Source organism: Streptomyces sp. NPDC000075 (assembly GCF_040301925.1).
Classification (GTDB): domain Bacteria; phylum Actinomycetota; class Actinomycetes; order Streptomycetales; family Streptomycetaceae; genus Streptomyces; species Streptomyces polychromogenes.
The window spans coordinates 231,517-246,559 of the sequence record NZ_JBEPFL010000003.1 but is presented as its reverse complement, the minus strand read 5'-3'; the positions used below and the strand labels follow the sequence as shown (position 1 = coordinate 246,559).

General features: G+C 71.8%; 12 protein-coding genes and 1 tRNA gene. 7 read left to right on the top strand and 6 right to left on the bottom strand.

The genetic code is table 11. The annotated features are described in order from the left end of the window. The first annotated feature begins 20 nt into the window (after positions 1–20). A complete protein-coding gene (locus ABT403_RS05335) occupies positions 21–1,163 on the top strand; it encodes an acyl-CoA dehydrogenase family protein (RefSeq protein ID WP_344160173.1) in 1,143 nt (380 codons plus the stop codon). 59 nt (positions 1,164–1,222) lie between these two features. Here ABT403_RS05335 and ABT403_RS05330 read toward each other — a convergent pair whose 3' ends face one another. The 6 genes from ABT403_RS05330 to ABT403_RS05305 all read right to left on the bottom strand — a co-directional run bounded on the left by ABT403_RS05330 (position 1,223) and on the right by ABT403_RS05305 (position 6,701). After that, the gene (locus ABT403_RS05330; protein ID WP_344160176.1) at positions 1,223–1,567 is read right to left on the bottom strand and encodes a rhodanese-like domain-containing protein; all 345 of its coding nucleotides are present in this window, start codon (positions 1,565–1,567) and stop codon (positions 1,223–1,225) included. A gap of 62 nt (positions 1,568–1,629) precedes the next feature. Beyond that, entirely contained in the window at positions 1,630–2,457 is an 828-nt protein-coding gene (locus ABT403_RS05325; protein ID WP_344160179.1) for a J domain-containing protein, read from the bottom strand. A 61-nt stretch (positions 2,458–2,518) separates the two neighbouring features. Then, entirely contained in the window at positions 2,519–3,967 is a 1,449-nt protein-coding gene (locus ABT403_RS05320; protein ID WP_344160182.1) for a DUF2252 domain-containing protein, read from the bottom strand. A 115-nt stretch (positions 3,968–4,082) separates the two neighbouring features. Beyond that, the gene (locus ABT403_RS05315) at positions 4,083–4,730 is read right to left on the bottom strand and encodes a response regulator (protein WP_351648117.1); all 648 of its coding nucleotides are present in this window, start codon (positions 4,728–4,730) and stop codon (positions 4,083–4,085) included. Between the two features lie 20 nt (positions 4,731–4,750). After that, positions 4,751–6,445 carry a sensor histidine kinase gene (locus tag ABT403_RS05310; protein ID WP_425580219.1) on the bottom strand — a complete coding sequence of 565 codons (1,695 nt, stop codon included), beginning with the start codon at positions 6,443–6,445 and terminating at the stop codon, positions 4,751–4,753. 173 nt (positions 6,446–6,618) lie between these two features. Continuing rightward, a tRNA-Leu gene (locus tag ABT403_RS05305) sits at positions 6,619–6,701 on the bottom strand. 292 nt (positions 6,702–6,993) lie between these two features. Here ABT403_RS05305 and ABT403_RS05300 point away from each other — a divergent pair. The 6 genes from ABT403_RS05300 to pknB all read left to right on the top strand — a co-directional run bounded on the left by ABT403_RS05300 (position 6,994) and on the right by pknB (position 15,028). Further along, positions 6,994–7,800, top strand: coding sequence for an FHA domain-containing protein (locus tag ABT403_RS05300; protein ID WP_344160191.1), 807 nt, complete (start codon positions 6,994–6,996; stop codon positions 7,798–7,800). A 10-nt stretch (positions 7,801–7,810) separates the two neighbouring features. After that, positions 7,811–8,311 (top strand): FHA domain-containing protein FhaB/FipA, encoded by a 501-nt coding sequence (locus tag ABT403_RS05295; RefSeq protein ID WP_344160193.1) that lies wholly within the window; start codon positions 7,811–7,813, stop codon positions 8,309–8,311. A 93-nt stretch (positions 8,312–8,404) separates the two neighbouring features. Beyond that, positions 8,405–9,919 (top strand): PP2C family protein-serine/threonine phosphatase, encoded by a 1,515-nt coding sequence (locus tag ABT403_RS05290; RefSeq protein ID WP_425580203.1) that lies wholly within the window; start codon positions 8,405–8,407, stop codon positions 9,917–9,919. A gap of 31 nt (positions 9,920–9,950) precedes the next feature. Further along, complete coding sequence (locus ABT403_RS05285) at positions 9,951–11,375, top strand: FtsW/RodA/SpoVE family cell cycle protein (protein ID WP_344160199.1); 1,425 nt, start codon at positions 9,951–9,953, stop codon at positions 11,373–11,375. Beyond that, complete coding sequence (locus tag ABT403_RS05280; protein ID WP_344160202.1) at positions 11,372–12,835, top strand: peptidoglycan D,D-transpeptidase FtsI family protein; 1,464 nt, start codon at positions 11,372–11,374, stop codon at positions 12,833–12,835. The genes ABT403_RS05285 and ABT403_RS05280 overlap by 4 nt, the downstream gene beginning before the upstream one ends. 156 nt (positions 12,836–12,991) lie before the next feature. Next, on the top strand, positions 12,992–15,028 hold the full coding sequence (pknB, locus tag ABT403_RS05275; RefSeq protein WP_344160205.1) for a Stk1 family PASTA domain-containing Ser/Thr kinase: 2,037 nt from the start codon (positions 12,992–12,994) through the stop codon (positions 15,026–15,028). The last annotated feature ends 15 nt before the right edge of the window (positions 15,029–15,043 follow it).

Here is a 15,043-nt window from a genome sequence, read left to right as displayed (position 1 = left end):
TGCACGCGGGAGGACAGGCAGTGGACTTCACCTTCACCGAGGAACAGCAGGCGGCCGTAGAGGCGGCGAAGGCCGTCTTCGCCGGCGTCGCTCCCGACGGCGTGCCCAGCCCCGCGCTCACCCCGGGAGCCGTCGCGGAGGACTTCGACCGGCCCCTGTGGGCCACCCTCGCCGGCTCCGACCTGCTGGGCCTCGGCCTCGCCGAGGAGTACGGCGGGGCGGGCCTGGACACCATCGCGCTCTGCCTGGTGCTGCGCGAGGCGGCCCGGGTACTGGCCCGGGTGCCGCTCCTGGAGCACTGCGCCACCGCCATGGCCGTCCAGGCCCACGGCGGGCCCGGACTGGCCTCCGCCCTGCTGCCCGGCGCCGCGCGCGGCACGCTCGTCCTCACCGTCGCCGCACACGGCCGCACCGGACACGACCCGGCCGAACTCGCCGTCACCGCACGCCGCGAGGGCTCCGACTGGATCCTGGACGGGGTGCAGACGGCCGTCCCCTGGGCGCACACCTGCGACTGGATCGCCGTACCCGCGCACGCGGGCGACGGCGAGGCCGTCCTCGCACTGCTCCCGAGGACCACCGGGGGCCTCACCCTCGCCGCCCAGTACTCCACCAGCGGGGAGAAGCTCGCGGAACTCACCCTGGACGGGGTCCGGGCCCCCGCCGCCCACGTGATCGACGCCCCCGGGGCCTGGGAGCGGCTGCACCAGGTCCTGGCCACCGGGACCTGCGCCCTCGCGCTCGGCCTCGGCGAGCGCGTCCTCGCCATGACCAGCGGCTACACGAGCAAGCGCGAGCAGTTCGGCTTCCCCGTGGCCACCTTCCAGGCCGTCGCGGTCCAGGCCGCCGACCGCTACATCGACCTGCGCGCCATGGAGGTCACCCTCTGGCAGGCGGCCTGGCGGCTCGACGCCGCGACCGGGGCCGCGGGCGGCCCGCTGCCGGCCTCCGGGGACGTGGCCGTGGCCAAGATCTGGGCCTCCGAGGGCGTACGGCGGGTCGTGCAGACCGCGCAGCACCTGCACGGCGGCTTCGGCGCCGACACGGACTACCCGCTCCACCGCTACCACGCCTGGGCCAAGCAGCTGGAGCTCCAGCTCGGCCCGGCCGCCGCGCACGAGGAGGCCCTGGGCGACCTGCTGGCCGCCCACCCCCTCGGCTGACCCGGAACCGCACGCCCGGGCCGTCCGCCCGGGACGTCCGCCCGGGCTCTCCGCCCGGACTAGAGGACGAAGGCCGGGTTCCCGTTGTCCGCCACCATCGGGCGCCCGGCACCGTCCCAGGCCTGCATCCCGCCCGTCACGTTGACGGCGTCGATGCCCTGGCCCATCAGGTACTGGGTGACCTGGGCGCTGCGTCCGCCCACGCGGCACATCACGTACGCCGTGCGGCCGTCCGCGACCGCCTCCGTCACCTCGCCGAAGCGCGCGACGAAATCGCTCATCGGGACGTGCAGCGCGCCCTCGACGTGACCGGCCGCCCATTCGTCGTCCTCACGGACGTCCAGGACGAGACCGTCGGCGGGCACCGCGGCGGCCTCCACCGAGGGGAGCGGTCCGAAGTTCATGACTGTCGCCTTCTCTCTTCACGGATCTGCCCTGCCAACCTATCCGACCCCGACGGCGCGGCTCACGGAGTCGCGAGGGCCTCCAGTTCCGCCTCGCGCTCGGAGACCTGGGCCAGCAGCTGCTCGACGATCTCCTCCAGCAGCCGGTCCGGGTCGTCGGGGGCCATCCGCAGCATCGCGCCGATCGCGCTGTCCTCCAGCTCCTTGGCCACCATCGACAGCAGCTCCTTGCGCTGGGACAGCCACTCCAGCCGGGCGTACAGCTCCTCGCTCTCGCTCGGCGCCGCGGCCTCCCGCACCGGGCCGGCGTCCCACTCCTCGGCCAGCTCGCGCAGCAGCTGCTCCTCACCGCGGCCGTAGGCGGCGTTCACACGCGCGATGAAGGCGTCGCGCCGCTCCCGCTCGGCCTCGTCCTGGGCGAGGTCCGGGTGCGCCCGGCGGACCAGCTCGCGGTAGAGCCGGCGGACCTCCTCCGTGGGCCGCACCCGCTGCGGCGGGCGTACGGGCCGGTCGGTGAGCATGGCGGCCGCGTCGTCGGAGATCCCGTCCGAGTCCAGCCAGTCGTGGAACAGCTCGTCCACCCCGGGCATCGGCATGACCAGCGAACGGGCCTCCCGGGCCCGCCGCAGGTCCTCGGGGTCCCCGCTGCGGGCGGCCTTCGCCTCCGCGATCAGCGCGTCCAGCTCGTCGAGCCGCGCGTACATCGGGCCGAGCTTCTGGTGGTGGAGCCGGGAGAAGTTCTCCACCTCCACCCGGAAGGTCTCCACCGCGATCTCGAACTCGATCAGTGCCTGCTCGGCGGCCCGCACGGCCCGCTCCAGGCGTGCCTCGGGCCGCTCGTCACCGGACGCGGTGGGCTCTTGTGCCGTCTGTTCGCTCTGCTCGCTCACCCGGCCAGCCTACGGCCCGTGTTTCACGTGAAACATCTCCCGGCCCCGGCGGACGGTCCGGTCAGACCCCGAACTCGGCCGCGATCCGGCCGGAGCGCACCGCCGCCACCAGGTCGGCGTGGTCGGCCTCGCTGCGGTCGGCGTAGGCCACGGCGAAGGCGGCCACCGCCTCGTCCAGCTCCTCGTTCTTGCCGCAGTACCCGGCCAGCAGCCGCGGGTCGGCGCTGTGCGCGTGCGCCCGGGCCAGCAGGGCGCCGGTCATCCGGCCGTAGTCGTCGATCTGGTCGGGGGTCAGCGCCGCCGGGTCCACGCTGCCCTTGCGGTTGCGGAACTGGCGGACCTGGTACGGACGCCCCTCGACGGTGGTCCAGCCCAGCAGGATGTCGGAGACCACCTGCATCCGCTTCTGCCCGGCCACCACGCGGCGGCCCTCGTGCTCCTCCTCCGGGGAGTGGAAGCCCAGCGCGGGCAGGTGCGGCAGCAGCACCGAGGGCCGGGCCTCCTTGACCTGGAGCACCAGCGGCTCGCCCCGGTGGTCCAGCAGCAGCACCACGTACGAGCGGGTGCCGACGCTGCCGGTGCCGACGACGCGGAAGGCCACGTCGTGGATCGAGTAGCGGGCCAGCAGCGGCAGCCGGTCACCCGAGAGGGTCTGGAGGTAGGGGCCCAGCGAGGCGGCCACGGCGGCGGCCTCCCCGTCGCCGACCCGGCGCAGCACGGGCAGCGCGTCCACGAAGCGGCGGCCGCCGTCCTCGGACGCCTCGGTCGACTTGGCGGCGAACCGGGCGGAGGTGTTGTTGCGGGCCTTCTGCGAGACCCGCTCCAGCGTGCCCAGCAGATCGCGGGCGTCGGTGTGGGAGACGAGCTCCTCGTCGGCGATGGCGTTCCACGCGTCGAGCGCGGGGAGCTTGGCCAGCAGCCGCATGGTGCGCCGGTAGGCGCCCACGGCGTCCCGCGCCGCCGCCCGGCAGGTGTCCTCGTCGGCGCCCGCCACCCGTCCGGCCAGCACCAGCGAGGTGGCGAGGCGCTTGACGTCCCACTCCCACGGGCCGAAGACGGTCTCGTCGAAGTCGTTGAGGTCGATCACCAGCCGGCCGCGCGCGTCACCGTAGAGGCCGAAGTTGGCCGCGTGCGCGTCGCCGCAGATCTGCGCGCCCACCCCGGTCACCGGCCCGCCGGACAGGTCGTGCGCCATCAGGCCGGCCGCTCCGCGCAGGAAGGCGAAGGGGTTGGCGGCCATCCGGCCGACGCGTATCGGGGTCAGCTCGGCGACCCGCCCGACGTTGGACTCCTCCACGGCGCGCACGGCGTCCGGACGGTCGGCGGGCATCTCGAAGGCGGCGTGGGCCGAGCGCGGCACGCGCAGCCGCAGGGCCTTGCCGGCCTCCCTGGGGGAGCCGGTCACGGCCCTCGGGGCGAAGCCCGGGACGCGCGGGATCCGTCCCCCGGCCCGTGCCGCGCCGGCGGAGTGCGCCGCGTCCGTCGCGTACTGTCCCGAAGCCGTCACCATCTGCGCTGCCCCCGCACCTCGTCGCGTCCCACCGGCGGCTTCTCCGCCGGTCAGGTGGGCCCGACCGTACCCCAAGTCCCGTACACGGCACCGCCACAGGGCCGCCACAGCCCTGCTACAAACCCGCGTCCCGGGCCAGCAGCGCCGCCTGGACGCGGTTCTCGCACTCCAGCTTCGCGAGGATCCGGCTCACGTACGTCTTCACCGTCGCCTCGCTCATGTGGAGCCTGCGGCCGGCGTCCGCGTTGGACAGGCCCTCCCCGAGGAGGGCCAGCACGCCGCGCTCCCGCTCGCTCAGCCCCTCCACCCGGCGCCGTGCCTCCTCGCCCCGGCCGGCGGCCTGCCCGGTGGCCAGCTGGTCCACCACGTGCCGGGTCGCGGCGGGGGAGAGGTAGGCGTCGCCGACGGCGGCCGCCCGGACCGCGCCGATCAGCTCCCCGGGCGCCGAGTCCTTCAGCAGGAACCCGGCCCCGCCCCGGCTCAGGGCCCGCAGCACGTTCTCCCGCTCCCCGAACGTGGTCAGGATCAGCACCCGCGCGCCCGGCACCGCCCGCCCCAGCTCGCCCAGGGCGGTCAGCCCGTCCATCACCGGCATCTGGATGTCCAGCAGCACCACGTCCGGGGCATGGGAACGGGCCAGTTCGACGGCCTCCCGGCCATCGGCCCCCTCCGCGACGACCACGATGTCCGGCGCCGAGGTCAGGATCATCCTGATCCCGGCCCGGATCAGCGGCTCGTCGTCAGCGATCACCACTCGGATCACCTTGGCTGTCACCCGCGCTCCTACTGCTTGACCTCGTACACCTGTTTGTCGACGAGCTTGCCGTCCCGGAAGCAGAACCGGAAAACCGTGTCGCTCGTCATCTCGCTGTCCTCCGCCGACAGCAGGGCGAAGCAGTCCGCCCCGGCCGGCCTCGGCGGTCCCTTGTGCTCCAGGCCCGACGTCAGGACGCTGTCGCCGTCCGGCAGCCGGTTGCGGACGTCCTGTTCGGACTCGCCCACGTGCACCCCGTCGTAGACGCTCCTGCCGATCATCGCGTTGTTCGCGGAGCCCACCAGCAGGGCCACCCCGGCGCCCAGCACGATGACCAGCAGCACCAGGGCCGCGACTGCGATCCCGCAGCCCATCGCGACGCCCCCGGCCCGGCTGCGGACGGGCACCGACAGCTCGCGGTCCAGGGCCGCCCAGTCCATCGGCGGTGCCGCCCTGGTCCCGCCCCTCAGCGCCAGCATCCGCGCCTGCGACCGCTGCCCGAAGTCGTCGGCGACGCCCCCGGCGACCTCCTCCGCCGCCCCGGCCGGCTCCGTCCCGTACGGCAGGACGCCGGCCACCCGGAACCCGCCGTCCTCGGTGGCCCCCGCGTGCACCATGCCGCCGACCAGCCGGGCCCGCTCCCGCAGCCCCGTCAGGCCCTGCCCGCCGGAGACCACCTCGCCGGAACCCCGGCCGGCCGCCGGGCCGTTGGCGATCTCCACCACCAGCGAGTCGTCCTCGTAGCGGAGTTCCACGGCGATCGCCGACCCCGGCGCGTGCTTGTAGGCGTTGGTCAGCGCCTCCTGCACGATCCGGTACGCCGCGTGGTCGCAGGCCGCGACCAGCGGCCGGGGCCGCCCCGCCGTGCCCAGCCGGACGTCGGTCCCCGCCGCCCGCGCCGCCTCCACGATGCCCGCGATCCCGGCCACCCCCCGTGCGGCCGGCTGCGCCTCGTCGACGGGCGCCGGGGCCTCCACCCCGTCCCGCAGGATCCCGACGACCTCGCGCAGTTCGTGCATCGCAGCCACCGACGCCTGCCGCAGCACCCCGACCGCCTCGCGCTGCCGGCCGGTGAGCGCGGGGTCCACCTCCAGCGCCCCGGTGTGCACCGAGATCAGCGCCAGCTGGTGGCCGAGGCTGTCGTGCATGTCCTGGGCGATCCGCTGCCGTTCCCGCAGCCGCGCCTGCCCGGCGACCATCGTCCGCTCCCGCACCAGCTGGTCGTTGCGCTCCTGGAGGGCGCTCAGCAGGGTCCGGCGCTGGTGCCAGTAGCGGCTGGCCAGACCGGGCATGACGGTCGCGGCCAGGAACAGCAGGGTGGTGAACACGACCGTCAGCACGGGCCGCATCTGCGACCACTGGTCGACCAGGGTGAGCGCGACCGAGGCCAGGAAGGCCAGCACGAACGCGCACAGCGCCCGGCCCACGCCGACGATCCGGCGGCCCCCGGACCAGCCCAGCACGATGGTCACGAGGAACACGGCGGGGAGGAAGGCGCTCGCGGCCGCCCCCAGCACCAGCGTGGCCGCCGGCAGCCGCCTGCGCAGCAGCACCAGCGCGAACACGGACACGGCGCCCAGGACCATCTTGACGTCCGAGCTCTTGCTGAGTTCGTCGACGCCCAGGCCCAGCAGGGCCAGCACCCCGGCGATGGTCAGGTCCCCCGCCAGCATCCGCCGGGACCAGGGCTCCGGCCCCTTCAGCCAGTCCCGGCCCGCACGCATCATCGCCTCGGCATCCACGCGACCGACCCTAGACAGCACCGCCGCCCGGCGCCCGCCCTCTTTCGTCTCGTCCCGCGCGACGAAAGTCGGACGGACGGTTCCGGGGAGCACCGGAAGGTGCCGACAACAGCGAGAAGCCCCGATCCGGAGTCCGGATCGGGGCTTCCCCGATGTGGGCGAGGGGGGATTTGAACCCCCACGTCCCGAAGGACACTGGCACCTGAAGCCAGCGCGTCTGCCGTTCCGCCACTCGCCCGAGTAGCTCTCCAGTGGATCTTGCCTTTCGGCCCGTTCCCCTGGCGACGTCGAAACAGTAGCACGTCAGACGGGGTGGATTGAAATCGCTTTCCCGTCACCCCCGGTGGACCTCCCGACGGCCCCTCCCGCACTCCCCTCCGGGTGCGGGACACTGTCCCTGGAGCGCCCCTACGATCCCTTGTGAGGACCAACACTCCTGTGGACAGGAGCGAAGGGGAACCACCCGAATCCGCCACGCGTGGATACGATCAGTAAGCAGTACAGGGCGACAGCGACGGAGGAGGTGCCCGATGGGAGTCCTGAAGCGGTTCGAGCAGCGTCTCGAAGGTCTGGTGAACGGCACCTTCGCCAAGGTGTTCAAGTCCGAGGTCCAGCCGGTGGAGATCGCCGGAGCCCTCCAGCGGGAGTGCGACAACAACGCCACCATCTGGAACCGCGAGCGGACCGTCGTCCCCAACGACTTCATCGTGGAGCTGAGCGCCGGCGACTACGAGCGCCTGAGCCCCTACTCCGGGCAGCTCGGCGACGAGCTCGCGGGCCTCGTCCGCGACTACGCCAAGCAGCAGCGCTACAGCTTCATGGGCCCCATCAAGGTCCACCTGGAGAAGGCGGAGGACCTGGACACGGGCCTCTACCGGGTCCGCAGCCGCACCCTGGCCTCCAGCACCTCCCAGGACCCCGCGCAGGCCCCCCAGGGCCAGCAGGGCGGTTACGGCTACCCGCCGGTCGCCGCCCCTCCCATGCCCGCGGGTCCGCCCCCGGGCGCTCCCGGCGGCCGCCCCGGCGGCGCCCCCACGTCTTCCGGCGCCCCGGGCACCATGCGCCGCTGGATCGAGATCAACGGCACCCGCCACCAGATCTCGCGTCCCACGCTCGTACTCGGCCGCAGCACCGAGGCCGATGTGCGGATCGACGACCCCGGCGTATCCCGCCGGCACTGTGAGATCCGGACCGGAACACCCCCGACGATCCAGGATCTCGGGTCCACCAACGGCATCGTGGTGGACGGACAGCACACCACCCGCGCTACGCTCCGCGACGGCTCGCGGATCGTCGTGGGCAGCACCACCATCATTTACCGGCAAGCCGAAGGGTGAAGCGGGGGCAATGTCAGAGCTGACCCTGACGGTCATGCGGTTGGGTTTCCTGGCCGTTCTGTGGCTGTTCGTCATCGTGGCCGTTCAGGTCATCCGCAGCGACCTCTTCGGTACGCGCGTCACGCAGCGCGGCTCGCGCCGCGGCGGCGGCGCGGCCGCCGCACCGCAGCAGACGGGGCGGCAGGCCGCTCCCCCGCAGCAGCGCCAGCGCCGGGGCGCGCCGACCAAGCTCGTCGTCTCCGAGGGGACCCTCACGGGCACCACCGTGACCCTCGCCGGGCAGACGATCACGCTGGGCCGCGCCCACGACTCCACGATCGTGCTGGACGACGACTACGCCTCCAGCCGCCATGCCAGGATCTACCCCGACCGTGACGGCCAGTGGATCGTCGAGGATCTCGGGTCCACCAACGGCACGTATCTCGACCGGACCCGTCTCACCACCCCGACGCCCATTCCGCCGGGCGCCCCGATCCGCATCGGCAAGACCGTCATCGAGCTGCGGAAGTAGTACGAGAATGAGCGAGCGGAGCGAGCGAGCCGCAGCGGTCCGTCCCACCGGGGACGCGGACCCGAGCGCGCTCCCGACCGGAGGGTGGGCAGTGTGGCTCGAGACCGGTTGTACCCCGAGGCGTCGTCGACAGGGCAGGTGCGCATGAGTCTGACCCTGCGTTTCGCCGCCGGATCGCACAAGGGGATGATCCGCGAGGGCAACGAGGACTCCGGCTACGCCGGTCCCCGGCTCCTCGCCGTCGCCGACGGCATGGGAGGCCAGGCCGCCGGCGAGGTGGCCAGCTCCGAGGTCATCTCCTCGCTCGTCCAGCTCGACGACGACATCCCGGGCTCCGACATCCTCACCGCGCTGGGCGTGGCCGTGCAGCGCGCCAACGACCAGCTGCGCGTGATGGTCGAGGAGGACGCCCAGCTCGAGGGCATGGGCACCACGCTCACCGCCCTGCTGTGGACCGGTCAGCGGCTCGGTCTCGTCCACGTCGGCGACTCCCGCGCCTACCTGCTCCGCGACGGCGTCCTCACTCAGATCACCCAGGACCACACCTGGGTGCAGCGGCTCGTCGACGAGGGCCGGATCACCGAGGAAGAGGCCACGACCCACCCGCAGCGCTCCCTCCTGATGCGGGCGCTCGGCAGCGGCGACGTGGTGGAGCCCGACCTCTCCATCCGTGAGGTCCGGGCCGGCGACCGCTACCTGATCTGCTCCGACGGCCTCTCCGGCGTGGTCTCCCACCAGACCCTGGAGGAGACCCTCGCCGACTACCACGGCCCGCACGAGACGGTGCAGTCCCTCATCCAGCTCGCCCTGCGCGGCGGCGGACCGGACAACATCACCTGCATCGTCGCGGACGTCCTCGACACCGACAGCGGCGACACCATGGCCGCCCAGCCGAACGACACCCCGGTCGTCGTCGGCGCGGTCGCCGAGAACCCGCACCAGCTCTTCGACGGCAACGCCATGCAGACCCCGGCCGGCCGGGCCTCGGGCCTCGGCCGCCAGACCCCGCCGCCCCCCGGTGCCTTCGGCCCCCCGGGCAGCGGTGACGCCGCCGGCTACGGATACCCCGACCAGAGCCAGGGCGGCGGCGCCCCGTACGGAACCTTCGGCGAACCCGAGGCGTACGACGCGGACGGCCAGTACGACGACTCGTACGACCACCCGCGCCGGCGGCGCGGCAAAGGGCGCAAGTGGACCACCCGCACCCTGATCCTGCTGCTCGTCGCCGGTGTCGTCGGCGGCGGCCTGTACGCCGCGCACCGGTGGACGCAGACCCAGTACTACGTGGGCGTCAAGGGTGACCACGTCGCGCTGTACCGCGGCATCAGCCAGAACCTGGCCTGGATCCACCTCTCTCAGGTCGAGACGGATCATCCCGAGATCGAACTGAAGTACCTGCCGTCCTTCAAGCGGAAGCAGGTCGAGGCCAACATCAGCGAAGACAGCCTCGACGGGGCGCGCAAGAAGATCGACGAGCTCGGCACCCAGGTCTCCGCCTGCAAGCAGGAAGAGGCCCGCCGCGCCGCCGAAGCGCAGGGCAACCAGACGCCCGGCCCCAACCTGACTCCCGCGGAGCAGGCTGTCGTCGGCCAGTGCGAGAAGCAGTAGACATACGCGGGCACAGGGGGCCCGCCACACCATGAGCGTTGTCACCAACACGACCACCATCGGCGCCATCGAGGCGCCGAGCCGGCGGAACACCGAGCTCCTGCTGCTCGCCTTCGCCGTGGTCATCCCGATCTTCGCCTACGCCAACGTGGGCCTCTCGATCCACGGCGAGCTGCCCCCGGGCATGCTGGTCTACGGGCTCGGCTTCGCCGTGCTCTCCGGCATCGCGCACCTCGTCGTACGCCGCTACGCCAAGTACGCCGACCCGCTGCTGCTGCCGATCGCGACCCTGCTCAACGGCCTCGGCGTCGTCCTGATCTGGCGGCTCGACCAGTCCGAGCGGCTGCGGAACCTCGCCAAGCGCAGCTTCGGCACCTTCTCGGAGTCCGCGCCGCGCCAGATGATGTACACGGGGCTCGCCATCGCCCTGTTCTCCGTCGTCCTGCTGGTCCTCAAGGACCACCGCGTGCTCCAGCGGTTCACGTACATCTCGATGGCCGGCGCCCTGGTCCTGCTGATCCTGCCCGTGGTCCCGGGTCTGGGCGCGGACGTCTTCGGCGCGAAGATCTGGATCAGCGTCGGCGGCTTCTCCATCCAGCCCGGTGAGTTCGCCAAGATCGTCATCGCGATCTTCTTCGCCGGCTACCTGATGGTGAAACGCGACGCCCTGGCCCTGGCCAGCCGCCGCTTCATGGGCCTCTACCTGCCGCGCGGGCGCGACCTCGGCCCGATCCTGATGATCTGGGCGATGAGCCTGCTCGTCCTCGTCTTCGAGAACGACCTCGGCACCTCGCTGCTGTTCTTCGGCATGTTCGTGATCATGCTGTACGTGGCCACCGAGCGGACCAGCTGGATCGTCATCGGCCTGCTGATGTCGGTCGGCGGCGCCACCGTCGTCGGCATGACCGCCAGCCACGTGAAGGTCCGCGTCACCGCCTGGCTCGACCCCTTCGCCTGCTACACCACCTCCGGCGCCTGCGAGCAGGTCGGCCAGTCGATCATGAGCTTCGGTTCCGGCGGCGTCCTCGGCACCGGCTGGGGCCAGGGCAACTCGGACCTCATCGGCTTCGCCGCCAACTCCGACTTCATCTTCTCCACCGTCGGCGAGGAACTCGGCCTCACCGGCGTCATGGCCTTCCTCCTGCTCTACGGCCTGATCATCGAGCGGGGCGTGCGCACCGCCCTCGCCGCCCGCGACCCCTTCGGCAAGCTCTTCGCCATCGGGCTCTCCGGCGCCTTCGCCCTCCAGATCTTCGTCGTCGCCGGCGGAGTCATGGGCCTCATCCCCCTCACCGGCATGACCATGCCCTTCCTCGCCTCCGGCGGTTCCTCCGTCCTGGCGAACTGGGTGCTCATCGCCATCCTCATCCGGATCAGCGACACCGCACGCCGCCCCGCCCCGGCCCCCGCCCCGTCCCCCGACTCCGAGATGACCCAGGTGGTCCGCCCGTCATGAACAAGCCCCTGCGCCGCATCTCGCTGTTCTGCGGGCTCCTCGTCCTCGCCCTGCTGATCCGCACCAACTGGCTGCAGTACGTGCAGGCCGAGGACCTCAGCACCCGCAAGGAGAACCGGCGGGTCCAGATCGCCCAGTACGCCACCGAGCGCGGCAACATCATCGTCGGCGGCCAGCCCGTCACCGGGTCCGCGGTCACCGACGGCAGCGACTTCAAGTTCAAGCGGACCTACATCGACGGCCCGCTGTGGGCGCCGGTCACCGGCTACGCCTCCCAGGCCTTCGGCTCCACCCAGCTGGAGAAGATCGACGACGGCATCCTGACCGGCAACGACGACCGGCTCTTCTTCGACCGGACGATCGGCATGTTCACCGGTGAGAAGAAGCAGGGCGGCAACGTCATCACCACCCTGAACGCCGACGCCCAGAAGGCCGCCTTCAGCTCGCTCGGCGACAAGAAGGGCGCGGTCGCGGCGATCGACCCGCGCACCGGCGCCATCCTGGCCCTGGCCAGCACCCCGTCGTACGACCCCTCGACCTTCGCGGGCAACTCCAAGAACGACGAGAAGGCCTGGCGCACGCTGAACGACAGCGCCGACAAGAACCTGGTCAACCGCGCCCTGCGCGAGACCTACCCGCCGGGCTCCACCTTCAAGGTGGTCACCACCGCGGCCGCGCTGGAGCACAACGTCGTCAGCGACATCAACCTGCCGACCGACACCCCCGAGCCGTACATCCTGCCCGGCACGAAGACCCCGATGGTCAACCACGCCACGGGCTGCGAGAAGGCGACCCTGAACTACGCGCTCCAGGTCTCCTGCAACTCGGTCTTCGCGCACATCGGCGACAAGGTCGGCCGTGACGGCATGGTCGAGACGGCCCAGAAGTTCGGCTTCAACAGCACCATCGACACCCCGGTCCGCGCCTTCGCCAGCGTCTACGACAAGACGATGGGCAAGGACGGCAACGCGCTGAGCTCGATCGGCCAGTTCAACACGGCGGCCACCCCGCTCCAGATGGCCATGGTCACCGCGGCCATCGCCAACGACGGCAAGCTGATGAAGCCGTACATGGTCGAGCAGCTCACCGCCCCGAACCTCGACACCATCGAGAAGCACGAGCCGCAGGAGATGAGCCGGCCCCTCAGCGCGGCGAACGCGCAGAAGGTCCAGCAGATGATGGTGAACGTCGTCGAGAACGGCACGGGCACCTCGGCCAAGATCAAGAACGTCAAGGTCGGCGGCAAGACCGGTACCGCCCAGCACGGCGAGAAGAACGCCAAGCGCCCCTACGCCTGGTTCATCTCCTACGCCGAGCTGCCCGACGGCTCCTCCCCCGTGGCCGTGGCCGTCGTCATCGAGGACAGCGCCGTCCAGGACCGCGAGGACATCACCGGCGGCGGCCTGGCCGCGCCGGTCGCGAAGGCCGTCATGGAAGCCGTCCTGAAGAACAAGGGATGACACCCGTAGACGGGATCCGAGCGCTCGGTACCGGTCCGATATCAGCCTGTGGTCACGAACCGATCACCGACGATCGGCCGGTAGCCTTGCCGCGAACAGCACACCGCCGGACCACACACGGGTGCGGTCGGGACTGACGGAGAGGGCTGGAACGTTATGGAAGAGCCGCGTCGCCTCGGCGGCCGGTACGAGCTGAGCCACGTGCTCGGCCGCGGTGGCATGGCCGAGGTCTACCTCGGGCACGACACCCGGCTCGGCCGTACCGTAGCCGTCAAGACCCTGCGCGCCGACCTCGCCCGTGACCCGTCCTTCCAGGCCCGGTTCCGCCGCGAGGCCCAGTCGGCCGCGTCGCTCAACCACCCGGCCATCGTCGCGGTCTACGACACCGGCGAGGACTACGTCGACAACATCTCCATCCCGTACATCGTGATGGAGTACGTCGACGGCTCCACCCTGCGCGAGCTGCTGCACTCGGGCCGCAAGCTGCTGCCCGAGCGGACCCTGGAGATGTGCATCGGCATCCTCCAGGCCCTGGAGTACTCGCACCGCGCGGGCATCGTCCACCGTGACATCAAGCCCGCCAACGTCATGCTCACCCGGACCGGCCAGGTCAAGGTCATGGACTTCGGCATCGCCCGCGCCATGGGCGACTCCGGGATGACCATGACGCAGACGGCCGCCGTGATCGGCACCGCCCAGTACCTCTCCCCGGAGCAGGCCAAGGGCGAGCAGGTCGACGCGCGCTCCGACCTGTACTCCGCGGGCTGCCTGCTCTACGAGCTGCTCTGCGTGCGGCCCCCGTTCGTCGGTGACTCCCCCGTGGCGGTCGCCTACCAGCACGTGCGGGAAGAGCCGCAGCCGCCGTCGAACTTCGACCCCGAGATCACGCCCGTGATGGACGCCATCGTCCTCAAGGCGCTGGTCAAGGACCCCGACTACCGCTACCAGTCGGCGGACGAGATGCGGGCCGACATCGAGGCCTGCCTCGAGGGCCAGCCCGTCGCCGCGACCGCCACCATGGGCGGCGCCGGCTACGGCTACCCCGACCAGGGCGGCTACGGGCACCAGGGCTACGACCAGCCCACCACCGCCCTGCGCTCCCCGGACGCGGGCCAGACCTCGATGATGCCGCCGATGCCCCCCGGGGGCGACGGCGGATACGGGTACCAGGACCAGGGCCACGGCGGCTACGACCAGGGTCACGGCCGCCGCCAGCAGAAGAAGAGCCGGGCCTCGACGATCCTGCTGGCCGTGGCCGCGGTGCTCGTCCTGGTCGGCGCGATCCTGATCGGGCGGACCCTCTTCAGCGGGACGGACAACCGGCCCGCCGTGCCCAGACTCGTCGGCCAGACCTTCGAGCAGGCGCAGAGCAGCGGCAAGAACATGGGCCTCACGGTGGAGAAGGAGGCCGAGGAGCCCTGCGCGGACCAGCCCAAGGGCAACGTCTGCTCGCAGAACCCGGCCGAGGGCACCAAGGTCGACAAGGGCACCTCGGTCAAGGTCAAGGTCTCCTCGGGCGCGCCCAAGGCGGCCGTCCCCGACGTCGCACGGCTGAAGTTCGAGGACGCCGAGACCCTGCTGAAGAAGAGCAACTTCCAGGTCGAGAAGAAGCTCGTCGAGTCCGACGGCGCCAACCCCGGCACCGTCATCGACCAGAACCCCAAGGCCGGCACCCAGGCCGAGCAGGGTTCGGTGGTCACCCTCCAGGTCGCCAAGGAGGTCGCGAAGGGCGTCGTCCCGGACCTCACCGGTCTGACCAAGGAGGCGGCGGTCAAGGCCCTCCAGGACGCCAAGCTCAAGCTCGGCAGCACCACCGAGGTCGACCAGCCGGGAGCCGCGCCGAAGACGATCGTGGCGCAGCAGTACGAGCCCGGTAAGCAGCTTCCCAAGGACACCCCGGTCAACGTCAGCATCTCCAAGGGCGCCCCGGCGACGCTGACGGTGGTGCCGCCGCTGACGGGCCAGACCGTAGCCCAGGCCAAGCTGACCCTCCAAGGGAGCAACCTGGTGTTCGGCTCGGCCCTGGCAGGCCCGACCGACGACAGCGCTGTGATCGTCGACTCCATCCCCGGCGCCGGCAGCCAGGTGCCGGGCGGCACGGTGGTCAACGTCCGCACGGTGGCCAAACCGCAGGACGGCGGCCAGCAGGGCGGCGGAGGCTTCTTCGGCGGCCTGACCGGCGGTCGCCGCTAGGAACCGGACCGAGAA